Origin of the sequence: Marivirga arenosa (assembly GCF_030503875.2) — a bacterium.
Taxonomy (GTDB): domain Bacteria; phylum Bacteroidota; class Bacteroidia; order Cytophagales; family Cyclobacteriaceae; genus Marivirga; species Marivirga arenosa.
In genome coordinates, this window is record NZ_CP129968.2 from 55,673 (window position 1) to 80,119 (window position 24,447).

The following is a 24,447-nucleotide window of genomic DNA, read 5'->3' on the forward strand; positions in this document are numbered from 1 at the left end:
TGGTGTAAATTTACGCACTATATGAATTCTTTAAAGCATAACAACCCACAAATTATCTATAAAAATCCCTGGACTTCAATTTTTTACCTTGTACTACTGTTTTTAGCATGGAATCTTATAAGTCAACTCATTGGCTCTGGTTTAGCAGTTTTAGTTTCAGGCGTTAATATTTTTGAGAGCCAAGAAATTTTACAACCGCCTTTTGGCCCTGAAAGTAAATTATTTATGTATGTGGCTCAAGGAGTAAGTCACTTCCTAGGCTTTACTCTTTTTGGCTTATTTTTTATAAAAAAAATGGATAAGCAAGAGTTTAAAGATTACTTCCATAGTAAAAAATTGAGTCTAAACTCGGCCTTAATAATTGTATTGATGACGTTTTCTTTCATGATGTTTAATTCTATCATTATTGAATGGAATATGAATATTGAATTTCCAGAATTCATGAAAGCTTTTGAAGAATGGGCGCGAGCCACGGAAGATCAACTAATGGAGTTGACAGAGTTGCTCAGTAACTACGATAGTTTTGGTGAAATGCTTATCGCTCTACTAATTATTGGTGTTTTACCAGCAATTGGAGAGGAACTAGTATTCAGAGGTTTATTACAGAATAAGTTAGAATCAGCGACCAAAAATGCTCATTTAGCAATATGGATATCAGCTATAATTTTTGGAGCCTTTCATATGCAATTCTATGGTGTTGTACCTCGAATTATGCTTGGCGCTTTGTTTGGGTACATTTATGTGTTTTCTAGAAATATTTGGTATCCGATTATTGCCCATTTTGTTAACAATGGATTGGCAGTTATATTAATGTATGTTGGGCCAAGGTTTATAGATGATTTTGACGCACAAGAAGTAGATTCTTCGGTTCCAGTATATATTTCACTTTCAGCCTTATTCGCATGTCTCATTTTTTTCCGTTACTTTAAGCAACAAATGAATAAAGCTGCTCAGGAATGAAAAACTGGAAAACTGTTTATAAAACAGATAAGTTATATCAAGCACAAATAGTGAATGATTATTTGCAGGAAAAGGAATTGAATCCGATTATTGTAGATAAAAAAGATTCAGCCTATCAGCTTGGCTACTATGAAATCGTAGTTACTGTGGATCATGTAATTCGAGCGATCAAACTAATTGAAGATGATATCAAATTTGAGTAAATACAATAATTTAACTCAAAGGATTATTGCCGCTATTCTTGGTGTAGCAATTATTCTTTCGGCTATTATTTATAGTGAATGGACCTATTTTGCAGTGTTTTTTATACTCTGCGCCTTAACCCAACTTGAATTTTATAAACTAGTTGGAATTGATGGCATGTTGCCTTTAAAGTTTTGGGGAACAATCACAGGATTATCAATCTATACGATTACATTTTTAGTAAGGGCTGAACACCTTGATCCAAGGATTTACTTTGTAATTGCTCCAATAGCATCAACCGTTTATTTTGTAAAACTTTACAATAAAAATGATAAAAAACCTTTCACAAATATTGCCTACACTTTCTTAGGAATTATTTATGTAGCCGCTCCTTTTTCTTTACTGCATATAGCTGTTTTTTATAATGGGACCTACAGTTTTCAAATCATAATTGGTGCATTATTCATACTTTGGGCTAGCGATACAGGCGCTTATTTTGCAGGGGTTAAATTTGGGAAAAGGAAGTTGTTTGAAAGGATCTCTCCCAAAAAGACTTGGGAAGGGGCTTTAGGTGGAACAATTTTGGCATTTATTTTTGCTATAATCATGGCTGCAAATTTCGATGAAATTGCAGATTGGCAATGGCTTTGCATTTCAGGAATAATCGTAATAGCAGGAACATATGGAGATTTAGTTGAATCTCTATTCAAAAGAAGTATAGATATTAAAGATTCTGGCTCAGTAATACCGGGCCACGGAGGCTTTTTAGACAGATTTGATGGACTTTTGTTGTCTGCACCATTTATTTCAGCTTTTTTAATGCTTTTTGAATGATTTTTTCAACATTAGTACATAAAAAAGTAAAAATCAGATAACAAATAGTTAATTTCGCCTCCAAGTTTTTATAAAAACAAATACTACTATGGGATATATCGAACCGGCTCCAATAAAAGACTTAGAAAACCCTTTTGAGTCGATGATGTCGCGATTCCACATCGCTGCGCAACATTTAGGTTTAGATGATGAAATTTACAACGTATTGAAGTCACCTGCTCGTCAGGTTACAGTAAATCTTCCAATAACGATGGATGATGGGTCAATACAAGTTTTTGAAGGCTACAGAGTTATTCACTCCACTATCTTAGGCCCATCAAAAGGTGGTGTAAGGTATGATATGGGTGTGAATATCGATGAGGTTAAAGCACTTGCTGCATGGATGACATGGAAATGTGCGGTAGTTGACATCCCTTACGGTGGTGCCAAAGGAGGTATTAAGTGTAACCCACGTTCAATGTCTGCTGGTGAAATTGAAAGATTAACCAGAGCCTACACAGAATCAATGGTTGATGTATTTGGTGAAGACAGAGATATTCCTGCACCAGATATGGGGACTGGCCCAAGAGAAATGGCGTGGATGATGGATGCTTATTCAAGATCCAAAGGTATGACTGTAAACGCAGTTGTTACCGGTAAGCCATTGGTATTAGGCGGTTCATTAGGTAGAACAGAAGCTACAGGACGTGGTGTAATGGTTTCAGCTTTAGCTGCAATGGAAAAACTGAAAATCAATCCTTATAAAGCTACAATGGCTGTTCAAGGGTTTGGAAATGTTGGTTCTTTTGCTGCTTTATTGTTAGAAGAAAGAGGTGCAACAATCAAAGCAATATCCGATATTTCTGGTGCATATTTCAATGATAAAGGCATCAATATTAAAGAAGCTATTGAATACAGAAATAATAATAACGGTACTTTAGAAGGTTTTAATGGTGCAGAAAAAATTGCACATGAAGAATTATTAACCCTAGAGGTTGATGTATTAATTCCTGCTGCAAAAGAGGATGTGATAACACATGATAATGCAGGTAAAATAAAAGCTAAACTGATTGTTGAGGGTGCAAATGGACCAACTTCAGCAAAAGCAGACAGCATTATTAACGAACATGGAATTATGGTGGCTCCAGATATCTTAGCGAATGCTGGTGGTGTTACGGTATCATATTTCGAATGGGTGCAAAACAGATTAGGTTATAAGTGGACAAGAGAACGCGTAAACAGACGTTCTGATAGGATCATGAAAGATGCTTTTGAAGTGGTTTACAAAACTTCTATTGACTATGACGTACCTATGAGAATTGCTGCATACATTGTTGCAATCGATAAAGTAGCTCAAACTTATAAATATAGAGGTGGATATTAATTTATCAGCCAAATAATTTTTAATATATTTAAAAGCGCAGTAAATCTGCGCTTTTTTTAATAGAATTAGAAGTGAATAAAACTTCATTAGAATTCATATAATTTAACGCTATGACTTTACATAAAGAAGGAAGAAAAATATTGTTCTTTTCGCTGATTATATTCATTGGTATATTTTTCTTATTTGAATATGTGTTAAATACTCCACAATGGGTAAATGATGGAATATTAATCATATTAATTGTAGTTTATTTGTTAATACTTCAGTTTTTCAGAAATCCAAAATTCATCATCAATAAGAATGACAAACATGTTTTGGCACCAGCTGATGGAAAAGTAGTTGTAATTGAAGATACAGAAGAAACAGAATATTTTAATGAGAAAAGGAAGCAGATTTCCATTTTCATGTCACCCGTAAATGTGCATGTAAACAGAAGTCCGATTTCTGGTGTAGTGAAATTCTGTAAATATCATGCGGGTAAATATTTAGTAGCTTGGCATCCTAAATCCAGTACGGAAAATGAAAGAACTACTATTGTTGTTGAAAACGGAAGTGGCATTGAAGTACTTTTTAGACAAATCGCTGGAGCTATGGCAAGAAGAATCAAATGGTACGTTAGTGAAGGTGACGTTGTAGAACAAGGTGGAGAGTTTGGTTTTATTAAATTTGGTTCCAGAGTTGATATATACCTACCATTAGATGCTGAGGTAAAAGTGAATATTGGTGATAAAACAAAAGGTGGAAGAACTGTAATAGCGGAACTCAAATCTTAATCTTATCAGACTAATCCTCTATTTAAAAAATTGAAGCAAAAGAGAACTATAGGCAGAGTTGACAAAATAAGCCTACCTGAATTAGGCTTAGTAAACGTCCAGGCAAAAATTGATACTGGCGCTTATACTTCTGCTATACATTGTTCAAAAATACATCTAGAAAAAGAAGACAATGCTGATTTTTTAGTCTATACCATTAGTGGTAAAAGACTAGGTGAAGGCATGAAAGCTCGCAAATTCAGGACTTCTGATTTCAAATTGAAAAAGATCAGAAGTTCGAATGGTCAGGTACAAGAGCGTTATGTTATTAAAACAAAAGTCAAAATCTTCAATAAAATTTACAATACTGAATTTTCTCTTTCAGATCGTAGTCATATGAAAAACCCCATTTTATTGGGTAGGAAATTATTGAGTGGTAGATTTGTGGTAGATGTAGCAGAAGAAAATCTTTCTTTCCAATACAATCAAAAATCATAAAAGGGAAATGAACATTAGAATTGGAACTAGAGGAAGCAAACTGGCCTTATGGCAAGCCGAATACGTTAAAAATAAACTAGAAAAAGCAGGTCATAGTGCTGAAATCAAAATCATTGAAACCAAAGGTGATAAAATTTTAGATGTTGCTATTTCTAAAATAGGAAGTAAAGGTGTGTTTACCGAAGAAATAGAAGCACAACTTGCTGAAGGAAATATAGATATCGCAGTTCATAGCGCTAAGGATATGCAATCTGAATTACCGACCGGATTTGAATTAATTGCCTTTACTGAAAGAGAAAAAGTTAATGATGTATTAGTATCTCATAAAGATTCTATTGATTTTTATAATAAAGAAAATCCAATTGTAATCGGAACTTCTTCAACCAGAAGAATTGCTACTTTAAAACACTTCTATCCGCACGTTAAAACAGTTGATATTCGTGGAAACCTTCAAACCAGAATTCGAAAAATGGAAGAAGGACTATGTGACGCTATTCTATTAGCCTATGCTGGTGTACATAGAATGAATTATGATGAGAAAATAAAGCTTGAACTCTCAACAAAGGAATTTATCCCTGCGGTTGGTCAAGGCTCAGTAGCCATAGAAGTACATAAAACTATTGACCAAGAAAAGAAAGACATCTTGAGGTTTGCATTAAACCACAAGCAAACAGAATATTGCCTAAGAGCAGAAAGAGCCTATTTAAAATACTTACAAGGCGGATGCAGCATTCCAGTTTTTGGCCTTGCTCAACTAGAGGGTAATTCCATTGAAATGGAAGCGGGGATAATCAGTCTTAATGGAAAAGAAAGAATATCACTGAAACTGACAGATGAAGCTTCTAGAGCTGAAGAGTTAGGGAACCTTATCGCAAAACAAGTCCTTAAAAAAGGGGGTGACAAAATATTAAAAGAAATAAGAGAACAACTTTCTGAATAACTATACCATGAAATACAAAAATTTAATACTGACTACAGTTTTATTTATCACTTTATTTGCCTCGTGCCAAACTTCAAAAGATTCTGTGATTGTATTACATACAGAATATGGTGATATGAAAGCCATTTTATACGAAGAAACACCAAAACATAAGCAGAATTTCATAAAACTAGTTGAATCAGGAAAATATGACAGCACTATATTTCATAGAGTGATTGAAAACTTTATGGTTCAAGGTGGTGATGTAAATCAGAAAAAAAATATTGAGGATGAGGATAAGGTAAACTACACTATCGAGGCAGAAATTCAACCTGACTTTTGGCATGTAAAAGGGGCTTTAGCTGCTGCAAGACAAGGTGACCAAATCAACCCTGAACGAAAATCTAGTGGATCTCAGTTCTACATTGTTCATGGACAAAAATTCGAAGAAAGTGACCTAAAGCAAATGTCTGAGGGTAGAGCTTATCAGCAAAAGCAAATGAAATTACGTGAGCTTTTAGGCATGAAAAAATATGCTACTTTAAGAAATGAGGTGATTGAAATGCAAAAGGCCCAGGATATGGAAGGATTGCAAAACTTCATGGAAACGATAGCAGATTCATTAGTTGAAAAAGAATTTGGCAAGATTGAATTATATGAATTTAATCAGAGTCAAATCGAAGATTATGCCAATATTGGAGGTGCGCCTCACTTAGATGGAGAATATACAGTTTTTGGAAGAGTGGTCGAAGGCTTAAATGTGATCGATTCTATTGCTTCGGTGAGGACTGCTGGTGCAGATAAACCTGTTAAAGACATTTATATGACAGCGGAAGTTGAAAAAATGTCTAAAAAGAAAATTACTGAACAATACGGTTACGAATATCCAAGCGAAGAAAAATGAAAATTCTGCTAACAGGCTCAAATGGATTATTAGGTCAAAAATTAGTTAAACTTATAACTGAGCAAACAGATCATCAACTGGTAGCTACTGCAAGAGGAAAAAACCGTTTACCAGCAAGTGATCTATATCAATTTGAAAGTCTTGACATAACAGATAAAAATCATGTCTTAAACTGTATAAAAACTCATCAGCCAAATGTTGTCATTAATACAGCTGCAATGACTAATGTGGATCAATGTGAAACAGAAAAGGAAGATTGTTGGCAACTAAATGTTACCGCTGTTGAGTATTTAATTGAAGCTTGTGAACAAAATAATTCATTCCTTTTACATTTATCTACTGATTTTATTTTTGATGGTGAGGATGGCCCGTATTCAGAAGAAGCTGAAGCTAATCCTGTGAGCTATTATGGTGAAAGCAAATTGGCAGCAGAAAAATTAATTGAAGGAAGCAATATTGAGTGGGCTATAGCCAGAACTGTTTTAGTGTATGGTATAGCGCATGACATGAGTAGAAGTAATATCATTTTATGGGTCAAAAAATCTCTTGAAGAGGGTAAAGAAATTCAAGTAGTAGATGACCAGTGGAGAACCCCAACACTCGCTGAAGATCTGGCGCAAGGTTGCTTATTAATTGCTGAGCAAAAAGCTACTGGTATCTTTAACATTTCAGGTGATGATTTATTAACTCCATATGAAATGGCCATTGCCACGGCTGAATTCTTTAAACTTCCTACGGACAGTATGACTAAAACAGATAGCACTAAGTTTAAGCAAACAGCTAAAAGACCTCCTAAAACTGGTTTTATTTTAGATAAGGCCAAAAACATTTTAGGTTATAAACCACATTCATTTAAAGACGGTATTGAAATTTTGGCTGACCAAATAAACTAGTGATTCCTTATTTTCTATTTTTAAAAAAATTAAGAATTTTTCGTTTACACCCTTTTATTTATCGAAATATTATGTGGCTTCATGGAAAAATTTCCATATAAATATTACATCCTATAAACAATCTCATTATACAAGGCTTATTAATATCAGTTTTAAAAATTGATACCTATGCCAAAATTTACGATTGTTTTTAATGATGATTCAACAAAAGAAATAAAAGCAGAAAGTAAAAATGAGATGATTAAAAACTTCAGCATAGAAGATGCTACTGCATTTCAAGCTGATGTGAAAGAAATTAGGTGGGAAGAAGGAAATTTTTGTTGTATAGAAACCATTTCTAGTGGAAAAATTAGTAAAACACTAAGTGAACTAATGGAAAAATAAAGGGAGATATTTTCACTCCCTTACAACTAATATTCTATTTTGGCTTTTGAAATTAATCATAAAATTTCGCTTAAGAGTCAGAAGTATTCCTAGTTCTTACCTCTATAAAAACATCCAATTATTAAATAATATATCATTATTCTTTCTTGTTCAAAATAGTATAACTATTTCCATTCATAAAATATTGAATTACCACTGTTAATTAAGAGAACTCTAAATCCAATTATTCTCTTCTCTTAATAGGTTTTGAAGTAATTATCTGAATGGATCTTTTACAGAAATTTTAAAAAAACTTTATTATATTCACTATTATTTGAATACTTCAGATTTACTTCATAAAATACAGGCAGAATTACTTTTTTCAAGAAATGAATGTTCCTAAGCCCAAAATTCGCTCTCAACTTAGAAGAAAACTCGGAAAGGAGTTTTACATCATAAAGCGTAAATGGGATTGGATGAAAAAATCTCAGTCTTTTGCCAAAACCCAAATTCTGGAGCTCCTTCCAGAAGTAGTTTTTAGTCATAAATCTTTTTTGTTGCGGCCTTTGAAGGATGTGGATATGCAATTGCAAATCAATAAAATCACTAATTTGGAATTGGCAAATGAGCGAATTAGTAAAATCGTTATTCCTCCGGGTAAGACTTTTTCTTTTTGGTATTTAGTAGGCAAACCCAGCTCGGCCAAAGGCTACTTACCGGGATTAATATTGAACCAAGGAAGAATTGAATCAGGTGTTGGCGGGGGGCTATGCCAATTGGGCAATCTATTGTTTTGGATGATTATGCATTCTCCACTGGAAGTAACAGAGCGCTACCGACATGGCTTTGATGTATTTCCAGATGTAAACAGAAAAATACCCTTTGGAGCAGGAGCTACCTTGGCCTATAATTACATCGATTTTCAATTTAAAAATACAACTGATATTACTTTTCAATTAGAATTATATCTTACAAAAGAATACCTAAATGGCAATTTAAGGGCGGACAAGCCCCTTCAATACAATTACGAATTAATTGAGGCTGATCATCTTATCAAACACCAAAGCTGGGGCGGATATACACGGCATAATCGATTGGTAAAAAAAGTGATAGATAAAGAAAACAATGAGTTAGTAGAAGAAGATGTAAAAATAGAGAATAATGCCATTATGATGTATGAGCCTTTTCTTGAAGATTAATTTTTCAATAGATAGGCGGGCCTAACCTCATGTGGATTTTTCCAATTTTGGTGTAACTCATACAATGCTACACTTTCATGTTTTTTTAGATTAGCAAGAAATATTTGCCAATCAGACTCTTTCATGTAATAGTAATTCACTGCCAATTGGTAAGGTGTATTATGAAGATAATATTCATATAAACGGTCAAAAGGCAAGTAAGCAATGCGATAAAGCTTATCAGCTTCTACTTCATATTCCACCTGCCATGGAAGCACATCCACCTGGGTATGATAAGTTATTATTTCGGCCAATGATTTATGGCCAATTATGAGTTCTGCCTTGCTATTTTTCATCCAATAAGACTCCAATTTTTGTATCATTTTTGAATAGGTCTTATAATCCGGATCATGCTTTTCTGGCGCATAGGTTTTCCAGCTAAAAAAAGAAAAAATCATGAAAATGAATGTCAGGCTTCTAATCAGCCGTGAATTAAGATTCAGGTTTTTAAAAGATACCAAGAACAACAATGGAAGCAGTAGAAGACCAGCATGAAAAAGTCTGTAAGGAATATTGTCGGAGGTCATTTGATAAAAAGGAAACCAAAGGATAATGAATAAAGCTATTATCACAAATTGGAAAGAAGATATGCTTTGATTTTTTATTAGCTGTTTGAAGAGCCTTCCGATTATATAAATGACAAGCATGATACTCATAATCATTTCCATTCTCCACCAGTTGGAGATTTTTTCGGTTTTGAACAAGTGAAAAAATGATAAATGAGGTAATTGCAATTGATTACTTAATAATGAATTAAAGCGCTCAAAATCATAAAAAGAAATTAAGCCAGGCACAAAATGAACAATACTCAGGCTCAATAAGCCTAAAGTGACTATCCCAATCTTGAGTCTTATATTAATTTTTTTGTTGAAAATCCATAATGCTACAGTGATTAATCCCAAAACGGCTACCATCCTATGGGCAAAAAAACTCACTATCAATAAGGCAATAACGAAAAACCAAGACTTCTTAACTAGGGTCGTTAAAAGCAAAACATAAACGATGATCCCCAATAGATTCTTGGGCCATTGAGAAGCAAAATAGGTGAGCTCGGGGCTGAAAAGGAGATAGGCTAGTAGGAAGATAATGTACTCAAAACGAACTTTTAATTGAACGGTCAATAGAGAAAAGGCATACATGAACAAAGCCGTCAAGCTTGCGGATAAAAATTTAACGGCAGTAACGGAGTCTGAGAAAAACCAATCAACTAATATAAGGGTTGGATAAAATAGATTCCATTCCGAAGAGTGCATTTGTCCTGTGCCTTGCAGAGATGCTAATTGAATTAAATAATAGTAGGTGTCCCAACCATTTGCAAAATCTGTTTGTTGGAGCGATAACCATCTGAATACAAATCCCGCAATTAGAAAACAAAATACAATAAATCTTTTACCAAGCGATTTATTCATTGCAAAGCGCTTGATTTGAAATAGGATAAACTTCTCCTATATAGCTAAAATGCCACCATTCTGTTCTAATTCCTTTGAAGCCATGCTTTTCCATAATCGTTCGGAGCAACCTCCTGTTTTCCTGAACCTGGTCTGCTAGCTGATCGTATTCATAATGTGCTTCTTTTCCAAAATAATCAAAGTCAGTGCCCATCTTCAATTCCTCCTTGGTTGAGATATTAACTAATGTAATGTCAACTGCATCCCCTCTATTGTGGATAGATCCGCTCTTCGGATTGGCTACATATCTACCATCTGGCATTACTTCCCACATTTTGTATTGTACTGCTCTTGGTCTAAAGCAATCGTAAAATTGAATCTGATAACCATTTTTAATAAAATCACGATTGGCCTTAATTAAAGCCCTTACTGTTCGTGCTCTAAGCCAACAATTATCACAGTCATATACTTTTTTCCCTAAGAAATTATTGGCTGTTGCATAGCGCATATCATATTGAAATGAATCACTCACCTCGCGCAAATTAACAAATGCCGAGTCAGCCAATTCTTCCATAGCTATAAGGGTTTGAACTTTATAAGTTGCAGCACTTTCTTCTTGTTGAACCGAAATATGCTGATTATCAGTAGTTTTTTCATTTTTCTTTTCTTGATGACAGCTCAGCAAGAATAAAGCAGAACTAAATAGTATGGTAATGATTTTATTCATTTGACTCATGTACAATTTCATGGTTTTGAATGAACTTTTCTCCCTCAATCTTATCTTTCGTAAAAGTCACAAAATCCTGAAATATTTGTATGTAGGAATCCTCTGATGATCCTGCATAATAATCGATGGTTCTGGAAATGTTCATTAACTTTCCAAACACCCTTATTACTGCTTTGTTAGGCCCTAATTCCTTTATTTCCCAATTGCCATCTGAGATAGTTTCTTTTAATACTTCATCTCCTTCCCTTTCCTTATAGTAGGAAACAAATGTATAGTCGGATCTGAGAATGAAAGTGCTACTGTAGCCATCCATTTCCCCATACCAATAATCAACCGCATTGTCCAAGTAATTTTGGAGTACAGTATTTTTAGACTTTTCAATCAATTCCTTTTTCAAAGTCTCTTGCGCTTTATTCGAAATCACCATTAATTTGTCCCCTTGTAAAAACTTCAGCTCGCTGATTACCAAATCTTCATAAGCAGTACCTTTGTAACCACTATTAATGGTCAATGTGATGTTTTTACCATTTAGAGGTTGTTGTAAATCAATGTACTGCTCATCCATTTTATCTTTCACTTTAAGGATATTTTCATTACCATTCTCGTCTTCAATTTTTAATTCCTTCACTCTTGCATTTGCATAAAAATGGCTTTCAGAACGCTGAAATCCATTATTGATTAAAACCCCTGTTATTTCAGTTTCTGAGTCAAGTTTTACATTTATCGTTTCACCAATTCCTAAGCCAGGAGCCTCTTCTACCCAAGCAAATTCTTTGTGAGAATCCATTAGGTTTTGTACTCCATAGGCTTCTTTTGGTAAAAGTGTAGAGCTGGCAGTAAAACTTCCTGAGAGTAGCTGCGGAGCTTTTAAATTTAATCTGTTGCCAGCATGCATCATTTCAATTTCTGATATTGCAACTGATTTATTTTTATCGAAAAATGTAGTTCTCATGTATTCTCCATCGAATTTCTCGGTTCTGCTAATATCTGATAGACGCTCAAATTTAATATACAGGGAAAGAATATTTTCAGCTTCTAATTCGATGAATTCGTTTTTTAAATTATGAATCCCTTCTTTACTTCCGTTAGTGTAGATTTCTACTGTCTCTATCTGCGCGTAATTTACTCCACTCTTTTGATTGATTTTGATGAAATTAATTGCTGTCGGTTCTTTAAAATAAAGCATGATGCCTTCATTAGGTCCAGCACCCTTCATGCTTTCCCAAAAGGTGGTTTTATCTCCATCAAATAGGTTCGCATAGGAATATTTAGTGTGAGGCATTTTTGTAGAGGTTACATAAACGCCTTTCAATTTTGCATCAGTGGTCTTAGTATTCTGTGGAGCATTGAATGGTGAAGATTTATCGGTTTCGCTTATTGCCGCGGCTTCTTCTTCTATCTGTTCAGCAGCTTCCATCACTTCTTCCGTTTCAGTCGTACCTTCATTTTGTTCGTTGGAATTGCTTGAAGAGTTACAAGAATAAAAATAGGTGCTAAAAACAACCATTATAAATGCTAAATAAAAAGGATTGAGCTTCATGATATTGATGTTAAGGTGATGGAAAAGGTTTCATTTAAATAATTAAAACTAAGTAATAAGAGGTATCGGTGTTATTTTCTCTAAGCTTTGATCAACTTGAAAAGCATTAATAAATTAATTTCTTAAAAATATGGCGTTAATACAATTAATTCCTTTATAATTACTCCCCATCAACAAATCCTTGTAAATATTTATAATTATCATTCAATTGTCCATTCTCTGCAATTGTAGCATTTTTGATAACTTGTTGGGTATCTCCCTCAAGTAAGTGCGGAAGAACGTTTTCAATTAGCTCATTTCCAAAACTTTCAGACGCATCTCTAGGGAGTTCACATGGTAAATTATCAACCGCCATAACGGTAATGTTGCTCTCTACACTAAATTCAGGCTCTATTGTATCAGTATTAGGATTATAATCATATACTGGGTCATCTATAGTAGCCGGCTTTTTTGTACTTGGAATAGAGCCTTCTATGTCACAAGTGATATCTCCAATTATTCTAATTTTAAACTCCGGACGCATGGCATCCTCCTTTGTAAAAAGCATAGGAGCTCGAGGATCCCAAAAAGCACCAGCAATTAAAACATCCGCCACTTTAGCATATTTCATAAAATCGCCCTCATATAAGCCTGGATTTTCATGGAATTCGTTTCTATTATAAGGGCTTCCATCTCTCTTAACATGGTAAGTATGACTATTTAACTGAGCAAAAACAGGCCTGTCAAATCGTTCATTTAAAAACTCGTAAGGAGTAACTTGAAGTATATCCATTCCATACATTACCTCCATTGCTCCCTTTGCCACTCTACCCCCACCTGTTATCGCAATCTTAATAGAAGGTAATTTAACTTTTTCATATTCCGATTTCATATCATCAAGATCGAAACATTCATTTGCTCTCCTTAAATTGAATAGGTTATATCGTTTTCCAAAAGTCCATATGGTATTATATGCTCCTACTATTCCTGCAAATCTTCCAAAAGCAACTATTCTTTGATTAGTTTTTGGGTCTAATAAACATTCATAGTCAACTAGCTTTATTTTCTTTTCAAGAATGGTTTGTAAAAGTTCTCTATTATACTCTTGCTCTTTTATAGTATGTGAAAAAAAGAAATACGTTTTTCCTTCAATAAGTTTTTCGGTAGGAACTTCTTTTACTCCTAAAAGGATATCACAATCGCTTATATCTTCTACTACTGCAATACCATGTTGTAGATATTCCTCAGCTTGAAAAATCCTAACCTCACTTTTCTGAACTTTTACGTCAACATTAAACTTATTGGCAACTTCTTGACATTGAGCAGGCGTTAGTGGTGAGCGTTTATCAACCGGTATTTTATCCTCTCGAATGATTCCTAATTTCAGCATAAATAATGTTAATTCTTACAATTGGATTAAATCCTAAAGTTATTAAAATTAATTATGCTGAAGAATTAATAGGGATTAATGTTGAGAAAATAAACCGTGAACTTCAGTATCAATTTTACTCACGATTAAAGCAAAATCCTCTACATTATTTAAATAATCTAGCTGATTAACGTCTATAATTATAAGCTTGCCTTTATCGTAATTTTTCACCCAAGCTTCGTAATGTTTGTTAAGATTTTTTAGGTATTCGATTCGGATTGTTTCCTCGTATTCTCTACCTCTTTTTTCTATTTGCCCAACTAGCTTAGGAATGTCAGCTCTTAAATAAATTAGTAAATCTGGAGGAGTAATTACAGGAGACATAGAATGGAAAAGCTCCAGGTAATTATGATAATCTCGATCCGACATATTACCTGATTCATGAAGATTTTTAGCAAATACATGGCAATCCTCATAAATAGATCTGTCCTGAACTACTGTATGATCACTTTTCCTAATTCTTTTAACCTGATTCAGTCTGCTATTCAAAAAATAAACCTGTAAGTGAAAAGCCCATTGCTTCATATCATCATAAAAATCCACCAAATATGGATTCTCCTCTACTGCTTCAAATTCAGTTTTCCACCCATAATGATGTGATAACTTTTTTGCTAAAGTAGTTTTACCCGCACCTATATTTCCCGCTATTGCAATATGCTTTAGTTCCTTCATTCTTATTTTTATCTGGGCACAAAATTATAAAATCTATAGTTTTTACATCCTATATTTTTCTTATATAATCTTATAATTTTAAAGGTTGGTCGTATTATGTATAACAAATAAAATTTATTGTCAAATCTGAATCAGTCTGATTATACAATATTCATGACTTCAGCTACTAAACTTTATTCAACCTCCTCTACCGCTTGCCTTAAAAATTTATTTACGGGATAGGCTTTTTGAAACTTATCCGCACAAAAGGATACCAAATTATTTGAGGTGATTTTATCTTTTCCGTATTGACTCATAAAATAAAACTGCTTGTTATACAAAAGCGGAATTTGATCTCCATATTCTTTATATGGCGGTTTTAATATTTTGTTTTTATTACCTTGAAGCCCTCCAAATTCCTTTTTAAAATCTGAATTTCTCATGACTTCATTTATTTCATTTTCATTGTATAAAATCTCCTGCCTTACCTTATAGATATTTTCAGTAGATAAGTCATACAAACCTCCTCCTAACCAAATTCCTTTAGCATCTAAATGAACATAATATCCTGGAAACTGCTCCTTTTTAGAGCTTCTTGAAATGTAGGCCGCTACATTATTTTTGTAGGGTTGCTTATTTTTAGAAAAACGAATGTCACGATTAATTCTAAAAATTGCATCCTTTGGTTTTATCATGATTTCAGGATCAAATTCCTGTACTGCTAAAATCAAATCAGCAATGAAGGATTTAAAAGGATCTTTAACCTCCTTTTCGTATCTTTTTCTATTCTCATCAAACCATTCTTTATGGTTATTCTCAGCTAACTCTTCGAAAAAATTAATAAAATCATTACTAAAATAGGCCATTCTTTCTACATTAAAGGAACTAAAATAGCAATAAATAATTGTTATGTTTGTTTAAGGATTGTTGAATTATTTTCCTCATAATGCAAAATTACTATCAAATACTAGGTATAAGTGAAATGGCTACTCTAGCTGAGATTAAATCAGCTTATAAAGCGCTAGCAAAAGCTTATCATCCAGATATAAATCCTTCTAAGGAATCTGAGGAAAAATTTAAAATTATTTCAACTGCCTATTCTGTATTAAGCAATAATGCTTCAAGGCAACAATATGATGCAAAACTAGCTCATCAAAGACTTCAAGCAAAAAGAGCTAGCATGCGCGCTTATGAAAACCGGCAGAAGTCGTATAAAAATCCTTATCAAAATTATACCTATCGGCCGCCAGTTTACAGACCTTCTTCATTTGACAAAAATGCCGAAAAGAAAGCGAATTTATATGCCATAGGAATAGTCCTTTCAGTTGCAGTTTTAATCCTTATAGGTATAAGTATCTATGATTTTTATCATGAATATAAGTTGGAGAAAAAAATCTCCCTATTTGATGAAAGTGTAAAAAGAGCTGATAGTTTATTCTATGCAGGTAAGGTTGAAGCAGCATTAAACTCTGTAATTAAAATAAAGTCTGATAATAATGAATATAACCCCATTAAAAGTTATGAGATCGATTACCTGAATTTCAGAAGAGAACAAGCTGATATTGATTATAGAAATAAAGCATACCAAGATGCACTTTGGGGGTATTTATTCTTTATGGAATATAGTCAAACTCAAAATCCTGACATGCAATTTAAAATGGCGGTATGCTATCGAAATATGAATGAACCTAATAAAGCAGTTTTCATTTTAAATGAGTTGATGAATAATAATTACAAGCGGATAAGGATGATTGCCTTAATCGGTGAAATCTATAAAGAGGAATTAAACAATACAGATGTAGCCCTACAATATTATGATATGGGTATTCAGAGTATAATTGCTGATTTTAAGCGAGTATATGGTAATGCTTACAGATTATTAGTTTCTGCAGAAAGAACACCAGAAAATGTTAAATCAATTTATTTTAATTCTGCTGAAATTTATTATCAGAAGAAGAATTATAAACAGGCTTCAAAGCTTCTTGAATGGGTGATATTCTTTAAACCCGAGAATCAACTTGCCTATGAATACTTAATTAACAGTTATTTCGAATTAGGTAATGAAAAGGAAGCTTGTAATATTTTTAAAAAGGCAGAAAAACTGGATATTCACCCAGATTTAAATATTCAATTAAGCTGTAATTAAATGCGGAACTTTCTTTTATTAGTATTCACTATATTGATTTTCTCGTTTCCTAGCTTTAGTCAAAGCAAAAAAGCTCAAAAACATATCTCCATATTAACTGCTGATTCACTAGCAGGCAGAGGTTTTACAAAGGGGGGACAAACAAAGGCCGCAAATTATATAATCAGTGAATTAAAGAAATTAAATGTAAATCCATCAGGAGAAAATCAATTCAAACAGGAATTATCTTATCCTGTGAATACATTTCCAGGAATGGTTCAATTTTCAACTTCTATTGCAGGAACTACAAAAATTTATGGCGCAGGATCAGATTATTTATTTCACCCTTCATCAAACAGAATTGATATTGAAGGAAAAATAGAAATTATAGACACTACTTATCTTTTTGATAAAATTGAATCTAAAAATATTTACTACATTGATCATAAACCAAAAAACCCTTTTATTGAAAAATTCCTTTTTGAATCAGCTTCCCAAAATTCATTATTAATAGTAAGAGATACTGCAAAATGGAGCTGGTTTCCTTCTGATAAACAATCTCAAAATACAATAATGTATGTAAAAGATGAATTGAAATCTGGCGTAGAAGTTAAAGTTAGTAATGAGGCTGAGTTCATACCCAATTTTAGATCTTCTAATATAATTGGGAAAATAAATGGAGATAGATCAGATTCAATAATAGTTTTTACTGCTCACTATGACCATATAGGACAAATGGGGAGCGCCATTTTTAAGGGTGCTAATGATAATGCATCAGGTGTTTCAATGTTGCTGAGCCTTGCGGAATATTATAGCAAAAACACACCTCCATACGACACTTATTTTTTATTTACAACCGCTGAAGAAGTTGGCTTAATTGGAAGTTATTATTTCATTCAAAATCCAACTTTTGATTTACGGAAAACAAAAATGCTGATCAATTTAGATATGGTAGGAACTGGAGATGAAGGAATAACCGTAGTAAATGCTGTTAAACAAAAAGCATTTTATAATACACTAACCGAATTAAACCAGGGTAAAATCAGTCAAATTAAGAAAAGAGGAAAAGCATGTAATAGCGATCATTGCCTTTTTGATCAAATAGGTGTGCCAGCAATTTTCATCTATACCTTAGGAGGAAAACAAGCCTATCATGATGTATTTGATGACGGTAAAGATTTAAGCTTGGAAGCTTTTAATAGTTTACACGAGCTATTAATTGAAAGCGTGAATAGTTATTAAGCACTTAAGCTAAAGATTGACCGAACTTCTGCTTCTTGTCTTAAGCTTTTACCCTCAATTGCTTGAACAAAATGCTGGCTTAATTCCTTTCTACTAAAAAATTGCTCGGCCGTACTTCTTGAAGCTATTTGGTATTTTCTTAATAAATCTGGTGACTCTATAAATGGTTTTATTTTTTCAGAAAATTCAGCTGGGAAATCTGAATCTGCAAAAAAACCTATATGCCTTTTCTCCACCAAGCCTCTAATCCATCCTTGAATATTTGTAATTATAAGCTTGCCAGAGGCTATAGCATCAAAAAATTTATTAGGAGAGTTTGTTCTTAAAACAGGTTTGTGTAAAAAGGATACATAGCAAGCATCTGTTACATTCATCACATCTCTCACTTCTTCCTTAGTTCCGTATGGAATAAAAAATATATTCTTGAGCTGGTTTTCGGACACATAATTCTTAATAGAATCTAAACTTGAGCCTTCTCCCATAATCAAAAAACGAATGGGAAGATGAGTGGATAATTCGGCACATTTAATTAGACTCATTAAGTCATTTACAGGACCCACAGCCCCAAAATAACTTACGACAAATTTATTTTTAACTCCATACTGAAGCACTAAGTCTTCATCCTTCTTTTCAACTCTATTGAAGAAGTCACAGTCTGCCACATTGGGAATCAAATCAACATTTACATCAGGGGCCTTTTTTTCTATATGGTTTCTCATTCCAGGAGATAATGCTATAACTCTTTCAGCATTATTGTAAATCTGGATTTCCTTTCTTTCAAGCCATATCTTTAATAAAGGATTTCTAATTACTCCCATTTGAATGGGCGCTTCTGGCCATAAATCTCGTACTTCAAAAATATACTGGATGTTAAATTTCCTCTTTGCCCAAAGCGCAATAAAACCAATTGTAAGTGGGGTGCTTGTCGCAATTATTTTATCATAATTATGATGCTCATTTATATAAGATTTGCAAAGCATAATAAACTTCAGAAAAGCGGAGATTCTTTTAATAAAGCCATATTTATTGTTATAGCTAACCGCTAAATAATGAACGTTTAAACCATCAACCCTTTTACTCTTATCCGCACTTTCATTATGGGCTGTAAGCATATCTACCATATGCCCTTTTTCTTTTAAGGCCTGAGCCATAAAATAAGAGCGGTTTGCCCCTCCTTCATCTGGAGTTTTAAAATATTGATGGATGTAAAGAATCTTCATTGAAGCCTAAAGTAAGCCCTTTATACTTAATACAACAAAATTTTAATAATAAAATTCTTAATATGCGCACTAGCCAATCTCTCTTATTAAAGGATATTCATTTTGAGATTTTATTGTGATCATTCCATCCTCTATAACTTTTAAATAATCCTCTGATTTAGATAAATTACTCAATTCAAAGTTTTCACTATTTTCCAAGTTTAATTTAAAATCCTTGGGGTACCACTTTTTGAAAATAGGCTCAACACTCAAAATATATTTACCACTTTCAGTAAAGAAATTGATAGGTAGATGAATTGTGTTCTTGATAGATATAAACTTGGATTGCATCAAATCATTTTTGCAGAATACATTTAGGCCTGTATACTTCTTCTTGTTCAACCACTTAGCAATACTTGGCCATAAATCATCTGATTTCAAAATTATATCCTCCTCTTCCGACTCTATTGTATTTTTATCTTCTAAAATTAAACCGTCAATTTTAGTGCGCATAATTTCAAAAAAATACTTTAGTTCTGGATTAATCAAAACAATTGGAGACCAAGCCAACAATTCTGAAAGTTGATTCCAGTTATCATGCAACTCAAATACTAAAATTGGTGGCTCTTGTTCATCTCTAATTACATGATGAGAAGACATAATACTTTTTTATTTAGGTTAAATCTACTATTTTAAGCAATATGGCAAAATGATTTTGTATTATTACATTGAAATTATACTATCGCTTTAACTGGTATTCAAAGTGAAACTCAAAAACTATTTCATATTATTGTCTTTAAGCTTTTTGCTACCAAATATTGGACTTGGGCAAAATCAGCAACTGATCGACAGCTTGAAGTCTAGTATTGAGAAATCAGCTCCTACTGAAAGGGTTGAAATATACAATCAACTTGCTTGGGAATACAGAAAGTCATTTCCTGACAGTACCATTTTATTTAGTGAAAAAGCTATTGAATTAGTTGAAAGTAAACCTGAACTAAGTGAAGGTATTGCTAAATCAATAAATTTTAAAGGTGTTGGCCATTTTTACGAAGGGGAAAATATTAAAGCTTTTGAAACTTATCAACAAGCGAAAGACTCTGCCTTAATTTATGGAGATTCTTTACAATATGCATACGCTTTAAATAATATTGGTAGAATTTATTTTAATCAGGGAAATTATGTTTCTGCTTATGATAACTTTTTCCGTGCGTTAGAAATTTTTGAAGTACTCAACGATATCCAATCTATGAGTTATGGCTATAAGAGTTTAGCAGAATTATATCAAACCCAAAATAATTTAGAAAAGGCATTAGAAATGTCTTTAAAGACAGCTGAATACCGAAAAAGATTTGATGACCCTTCTGGCATTATATCAATTTATTTGGAAATAGCTGGAATTTATGGCCAAATGGAGAATTACAATAGTAGTTTAAAGTATTTTACTCAGGCCTACGAGGTAGCTTCAAAAATAAATGATGAAGCTAATCTTGCAATTATTAAATTATCAATAGCAGAAATGAATACTAAAAGAGGACAATTAGGAATTGCCTTAACCAATGCTATTGAAGCTCTAGATTTTGCTTCTAAGTCTAAAAATATTAACCTTATAATTCAAGTGTATTCCTTACTAGGGGAAATCTACTTCTACCAAAATAATTATGCTCAATCAAAATCATATTTCTTAAAAGTAAGCGAATTAGCACCTAATAATGATATTACATACACGCAAGAAGCATATTATTACTTATCTAAAATAGCAGAGAAACGCGGAAATATTGCTACTGCATTTGATTACTTTAAAGAATACACAAGCCTGAAAGAAAAAACTGAAAATGTAAATACCGCAAGGGAAATTGAACGTCTTGAGAGTAGGTTAGCATTAGAAGCCAAAGAAGTTGAAAATGAGTTATTGAAAAAGAATGAAGAGACCTATAAACAAGTAATTCAGAAGCAAAAGGCATTTAATTATGCGCTTATTGCTATTGTGCTACTTACTTTAACCCTATTAACCATTATTTGGATAACTGCCACCAGAAGAAGAAGACATAATATGGTTCTCCAACTAAAGAACAATAAAATTGAATCACAACAAAAAAGAATTACTCTTCAAAATAAAGAGATAAAATCCCAGAATGATCAACTAATTATCCGAAATAAAGAATTAGATGATCTAAATAATGAAAAGGACTCTCTATTAAGCTTAGTGGCACATGATATGAAAGCTCCTTTTCACAGAATTAAAGGCCTAACTGAATTACTCAGATTATCAGGCTTAAATGAGGAACAAATGCAATATGTAAGCATGATAAAAAATAATGCTAAGCATGGAGCTTATCTAATAAATGATTTATTGGATGTTAATTCAATGGAAATTGAGAAAGAGAATTTAAAAGTAGAAAATATTGAATTAAAGGAATTGTTAGAAGAAATTAATTCAAATTTCATAATAGAACTCACCAATAAGCAAATTGAAAGTAAAATTGAATGCGAAGCTGGGCTTGAAGTTAGAACTGACAAAAACTATATCAACAGGATTTTAGAAAATCTTGTATCTAATGCCATAAAATTCTCTCGATTAGAATCCGAAATCATATTGAGAGCAGGTAAAAATAAAAACCGTTTTTGGATTTCAGTAAAAGATTTTGGCCCTGGGTTTACCGAAGAAGATAAGATTAGTTTATTCAAAAAATTTAAAAAACTAACGGCTAAACCAACAGGTGGGGAAAGTTCAAATGGACTTGGTTTGGCAATCGTAAAAACCTTGACAGATCGTTTAAATGGAAATATTGAATTAAGAACAGAATTAGGAAAATACAGTGAATTTACTCTGTATTTCCCATTATCATAGTTATTTTAAAATCCTACCTTACCAGATTTCCAACCTTTTTCTTCAACCTCCTCAGCAGTTTTCAACACTTTATCTTTCATTTTCTTTTTATAATCATCAAGGTTTTTTGCAGCTGATTTATCAAAAGTGGAAACTATCTGAGCTGCCAAAATTCCTGCATTTTTTGCACCATTTAACGCTACCGTTGCAACAGGAACTCCTCCAGGCATTTGCAGTATAGATAAAATTGAGTCCCAACCATCAATGGAATTACTTGATTTTACAGGCACCCCAATCACAGGCAAAGAAGTATATGCCGCTACCATTCCTGGTAAATGAGCAGCACCTCCTGCTCCGGCAATTATGGCATGATAACCATTATCTCTTGCCTTTGTAGCAAACTCCATCATTCTTTCAGGAGTTCTATGGGCCGAAACTATGGTTAAATCAAATTTCACCTCTAGTTCCTCTAACACTTTAGCTGCTTCACTCATTACAGGCAAATCAGACTGACTTCCCATTATGATTGCTATTTTACCTTTACTCATGCTTTTACTTTTAATGTAGATTTCACAATATCAATTTTCCTTTTTAAAGAGGTTAAACTAGGATCAGTTATCGTAACATGTCCCATTTTCCTAAAGGGTTTTGTTAATTTTTTACCATATAAATGAACTGCTGCTCCAGGTATTTTCATTACTTCATCCATACCTTCATATTGAGCATTTCCTGTATACCCATCTTCTCCTAATACATTTACCATGGCTGAACTAATTTTGGTTGAGGTATCTCCTAGCGGTAAATTCAAAATTGCTCTTAAATGTTGATCATATTGTGAAACAAAATTTCCTTCAATACTTTGATGCCCGCTATTATGTGGCCTAGGAGCAATTTCATTTACTAATATTTCATTATCCTTAGTTAAAAACATCTCAACTGCTAAAATCCCTACCATCTCTAATTTTTCGATGATATCAATAGCTACTTTTTTAGCTTTAGCCTCCTCTTCTTTTTCAATTATGGCAGGCGATAAAAGATACTCTACCAAATTATGTTCAGGGTGAAAGACCATTTCAACCACCGGAAAAGTATTGACCTCTCCTGCTTCATTTCTACTTACTATTACAGCTAATTCTTTCTTAAAAGGAACAAATTCTTCTAAAAGGGCTGGCGCATCAAAACCAGATTTAATATCATCCTTTGATTTAATAACTTGAACACCTCTACCATCATATCCTCCTTTTCCAATTTTATGAACAGCTGGTAATTTATCCGTCAGCTTTTCCAAATCTTGAAGATTTTCAGTTAAAGTAAAAGGGGCTGTAGGAATATTATGATCAACATAAAATTGTTTCTGAACTCTTTTATCCTGTATCATTTCAACTATTTCCGGCTGGGGATACACTTTTACTCCTTCGGATTGAAGCTTTTTCATCGCTTCAATATTTACTTTTTCGATTTCAATTGTGAGTATGTCGCAATCTTTACCAAAATTGTAAACTGCATCATAGTCTTCTAAATCACCAACTGTGAAATCAGAAGTTAAATTTGAACATGGAGCATTAGGATCAGCATCCATCATTTTTAAATCAATATTAATATTTATGGCACTTTGCAAAAGCATTCTGCCTAGTTGCCCACCACCTAAAACACCAACTTTTAAATCTGTATTAAACCTCATAGAAATGATTTATGTATTTCTTATTATGCAACAAAGATATGAATATTGAAATTGTTCTCTTTTTAAAAGGATATAAAAAAAGCCTTTCCTTGGCGGGAAAAGCTTTTAAAGTTTCTTGATGGAGATATTATTTACCTTTTACATCTTTAATTTTATCTCCATTGATTTCTACTTTCAATATGAATAAATCAAAATCCTCATCTATTGGTAAAAATTTATATACTAATTTCTCACCTGTTTTTCTTGCTATATCTATTAAACCTAGTCCTGCTCCTCCTTTATTAGAAAGCTTACCATGCTTAATTTGTTGCATATACATTTTCTTAAGCTCATCAGCGCTAGCTGCATTTACTTCATCGATTGCGCTTCTTAAGTCTTCTACTTTATTTCTCGCAACCTTATTACTTGTGATTACATAGTAAATGTCTTCTTTATTACCGATGACGAACAATCCATTACCGATCTGAGCATCTGTAATTTCATCAGAGTGTTTATTCATGTTTTGAAGCGTTTCAACCATTACATGATATACTCTCTTTTTCACATATCTATCTTCTTTTTTACGCTCCATGTCCGACTCAGCCATGGAAGTAAACATCTTTGTAATTTCGTGATTAAATTCTCCTAAATAGACTAAGGAAATCCCGTTTCCTTGCATTTCAGAAAAAAGACTAAGTACCGATTTGATGAAATTTACGTTTAAATCCATCTTATTTTCATTTATGTTCTCTATCATCAATAACTAGATT

General features: G+C 33.0%; 25 protein-coding genes. 14 read left to right on the forward strand and 11 right to left on the reverse strand.

All coding sequences use genetic code 11. The features are described from left to right. The first annotated feature begins 21 nt into the window (after positions 1-21). The 11 genes from QYS47_RS00225 to QYS47_RS00275 all read left to right on the forward strand — a co-directional run bounded on the left by QYS47_RS00225 (position 22) and on the right by QYS47_RS00275 (position 8,868). The gene (locus QYS47_RS00225) at positions 22-960 is read left to right on the forward strand and encodes a CPBP family intramembrane glutamic endopeptidase (protein WP_308358335.1); all 939 of its coding nucleotides are present in this window, start codon (positions 22-24) and stop codon (positions 958-960) included. Continuing rightward, positions 957-1,163, forward strand: a complete 207-nt coding sequence (locus QYS47_RS00230) for a DUF2007 domain-containing protein (RefSeq protein ID WP_308358334.1) — start codon at positions 957-959, stop codon at positions 1,161-1,163. The genes QYS47_RS00225 and QYS47_RS00230 overlap by 4 nt, the downstream gene beginning before the upstream one ends. Continuing rightward, positions 1,144-1,977, forward strand: coding sequence for a phosphatidate cytidylyltransferase (locus QYS47_RS00235; protein WP_322347297.1), 834 nt, complete (start codon positions 1,144-1,146; stop codon positions 1,975-1,977). The genes QYS47_RS00230 and QYS47_RS00235 overlap by 20 nt, the downstream gene beginning before the upstream one ends. A gap of 88 nt (positions 1,978-2,065) precedes the next feature. Then, positions 2,066-3,340 (forward strand): Glu/Leu/Phe/Val family dehydrogenase, encoded by a 1,275-nt coding sequence (locus tag QYS47_RS00240; protein WP_308358332.1) that lies wholly within the window; start codon positions 2,066-2,068, stop codon positions 3,338-3,340. Between the two features lie 110 nt (positions 3,341-3,450). Further along, complete coding sequence (locus QYS47_RS00245) at positions 3,451-4,113, forward strand: phosphatidylserine decarboxylase family protein (RefSeq protein ID WP_322347298.1); 663 nt, start codon at positions 3,451-3,453, stop codon at positions 4,111-4,113. Between the two features lie 30 nt (positions 4,114-4,143). Next, complete coding sequence (locus QYS47_RS00250) at positions 4,144-4,590, forward strand: ATP-dependent zinc protease family protein (protein ID WP_322347299.1); 447 nt, start codon at positions 4,144-4,146, stop codon at positions 4,588-4,590. A 7-nt stretch (positions 4,591-4,597) separates the two neighbouring features. Next, positions 4,598-5,530: a hydroxymethylbilane synthase gene (gene hemC, locus QYS47_RS00255; protein WP_308358328.1), complete on the forward strand. Its 933-nt coding sequence runs from the start codon at positions 4,598-4,600 to the stop codon at positions 5,528-5,530. Between the two features lie 7 nt (positions 5,531-5,537). After that, a complete protein-coding gene (locus tag QYS47_RS00260; protein WP_322347300.1) occupies positions 5,538-6,413 on the forward strand; it encodes a peptidylprolyl isomerase in 876 nt (291 codons plus the stop codon). Then, the gene (locus QYS47_RS00265) at positions 6,410-7,306 is read left to right on the forward strand and encodes an SDR family oxidoreductase (RefSeq protein ID WP_322347301.1); all 897 of its coding nucleotides are present in this window, start codon (positions 6,410-6,412) and stop codon (positions 7,304-7,306) included. The genes QYS47_RS00260 and QYS47_RS00265 overlap by 4 nt, the downstream gene beginning before the upstream one ends. Positions 7,307-7,474: 168 nt before the next feature. After that, positions 7,475-7,690, forward strand: a complete 216-nt coding sequence (locus tag QYS47_RS00270) for a hypothetical protein (RefSeq protein ID WP_302122262.1) — start codon at positions 7,475-7,477, stop codon at positions 7,688-7,690. A gap of 368 nt (positions 7,691-8,058) precedes the next feature. Continuing rightward, a complete protein-coding gene (locus QYS47_RS00275) occupies positions 8,059-8,868 on the forward strand; it encodes a VanW family protein (RefSeq protein ID WP_322347302.1) in 810 nt (269 codons plus the stop codon). Here the strand turns inward: QYS47_RS00275 and QYS47_RS00280 are convergent. The 6 genes from QYS47_RS00280 to QYS47_RS00305 form a co-directional block, all read right to left on the reverse strand. After that, positions 8,865-10,316 (reverse strand): hypothetical protein, encoded by a 1,452-nt coding sequence (locus QYS47_RS00280; RefSeq protein WP_322347303.1) that lies wholly within the window; start codon positions 10,314-10,316, stop codon positions 8,865-8,867. The genes QYS47_RS00275 and QYS47_RS00280 overlap by 4 nt on opposite strands. Continuing rightward, a complete protein-coding gene (locus QYS47_RS00285) occupies positions 10,309-11,031 on the reverse strand; it encodes a M15 family metallopeptidase (protein WP_322347304.1) in 723 nt (240 codons plus the stop codon). Before QYS47_RS00285 ends, QYS47_RS00280 begins: the two co-directional genes overlap by 8 nt. Further along, positions 11,015-12,562 (reverse strand): NADase-type glycan-binding domain-containing protein, encoded by a 1,548-nt coding sequence (locus QYS47_RS00290; RefSeq protein WP_322347305.1) that lies wholly within the window; start codon positions 12,560-12,562, stop codon positions 11,015-11,017. The genes QYS47_RS00285 and QYS47_RS00290 overlap by 17 nt, the downstream gene beginning before the upstream one ends. Before the next feature lie 160 nt (positions 12,563-12,722). Beyond that, positions 12,723-13,931, reverse strand: a complete 1,209-nt coding sequence (locus QYS47_RS00295) for an NAD(P)-dependent oxidoreductase (RefSeq protein ID WP_322347306.1) — start codon at positions 13,929-13,931, stop codon at positions 12,723-12,725. Positions 13,932-14,006: 75 nt separating this feature from the next. After that, positions 14,007-14,642, reverse strand: a complete 636-nt coding sequence (locus tag QYS47_RS00300) for a deoxynucleoside kinase (protein WP_322347307.1) — start codon at positions 14,640-14,642, stop codon at positions 14,007-14,009. Positions 14,643-14,815: 173 nt separating this feature from the next. Beyond that, on the reverse strand, positions 14,816-15,487 hold the full coding sequence (locus QYS47_RS00305; RefSeq protein WP_322347308.1) for a DUF2461 domain-containing protein: 672 nt from the start codon (positions 15,485-15,487) through the stop codon (positions 14,816-14,818). Between the two features lie 80 nt (positions 15,488-15,567). Between QYS47_RS00305 and QYS47_RS00310 the strand changes: the two genes are divergently transcribed. Together QYS47_RS00310 and QYS47_RS00315 are read left to right on the forward strand one after the other, a co-directional pair. Next, positions 15,568-16,767, forward strand: a complete 1,200-nt coding sequence (locus tag QYS47_RS00310) for a J domain-containing protein (RefSeq protein WP_322347309.1) — start codon at positions 15,568-15,570, stop codon at positions 16,765-16,767. Continuing rightward, positions 16,768-17,988 (forward strand): M28 family metallopeptidase, encoded by a 1,221-nt coding sequence (locus QYS47_RS00315; protein WP_322347310.1) that lies wholly within the window; start codon positions 16,768-16,770, stop codon positions 17,986-17,988. Here QYS47_RS00315 and QYS47_RS00320 read toward each other — a convergent pair. Then, positions 17,985-19,208 carry a glycosyltransferase family 4 protein gene (locus QYS47_RS00320; RefSeq protein WP_322347311.1) on the reverse strand — a complete coding sequence of 408 codons (1,224 nt, stop codon included), beginning with the start codon at positions 19,206-19,208 and terminating at the stop codon, positions 17,985-17,987. The two genes, QYS47_RS00315 and QYS47_RS00320, sit on opposite strands and share 4 nt — an antisense overlap. A 69-nt stretch (positions 19,209-19,277) precedes the next feature. After that, entirely contained in the window at positions 19,278-19,847 is a 570-nt protein-coding gene (locus QYS47_RS00325; protein WP_322347312.1) for a hypothetical protein, read from the reverse strand. 103 nt (positions 19,848-19,950) lie between these two features. Here QYS47_RS00325 and QYS47_RS00330 point away from each other — a divergent pair, with 103 nt between their 5' ends. Beyond that, a complete protein-coding gene (locus QYS47_RS00330; RefSeq protein ID WP_322347313.1) occupies positions 19,951-22,038 on the forward strand; it encodes a tetratricopeptide repeat-containing sensor histidine kinase in 2,088 nt (695 codons plus the stop codon). A gap of 5 nt (positions 22,039-22,043) precedes the next feature. Here QYS47_RS00330 and purE read toward each other — a convergent pair whose 3' ends face one another. The 3 genes from purE to QYS47_RS00345 all read right to left on the reverse strand — a co-directional run bounded on the left by purE (position 22,044) and on the right by QYS47_RS00345 (position 24,434). Continuing rightward, positions 22,044-22,565, reverse strand: a complete 522-nt coding sequence (gene purE, locus QYS47_RS00335) for a 5-(carboxyamino)imidazole ribonucleotide mutase (protein WP_322347314.1) — start codon at positions 22,563-22,565, stop codon at positions 22,044-22,046. Next, a complete protein-coding gene (locus QYS47_RS00340; protein ID WP_322347315.1) occupies positions 22,562-23,698 on the reverse strand; it encodes a 5-(carboxyamino)imidazole ribonucleotide synthase in 1,137 nt (378 codons plus the stop codon). Before QYS47_RS00340 ends, purE begins: the two co-directional genes overlap by 4 nt. Positions 23,699-23,825: 127 nt before the next feature. Next, positions 23,826-24,434, reverse strand: a complete 609-nt coding sequence (locus tag QYS47_RS00345) for a SiaB family protein kinase (protein WP_308358313.1) — start codon at positions 24,432-24,434, stop codon at positions 23,826-23,828. Between the last annotated feature and the right edge of the window lie 13 nt (positions 24,435-24,447).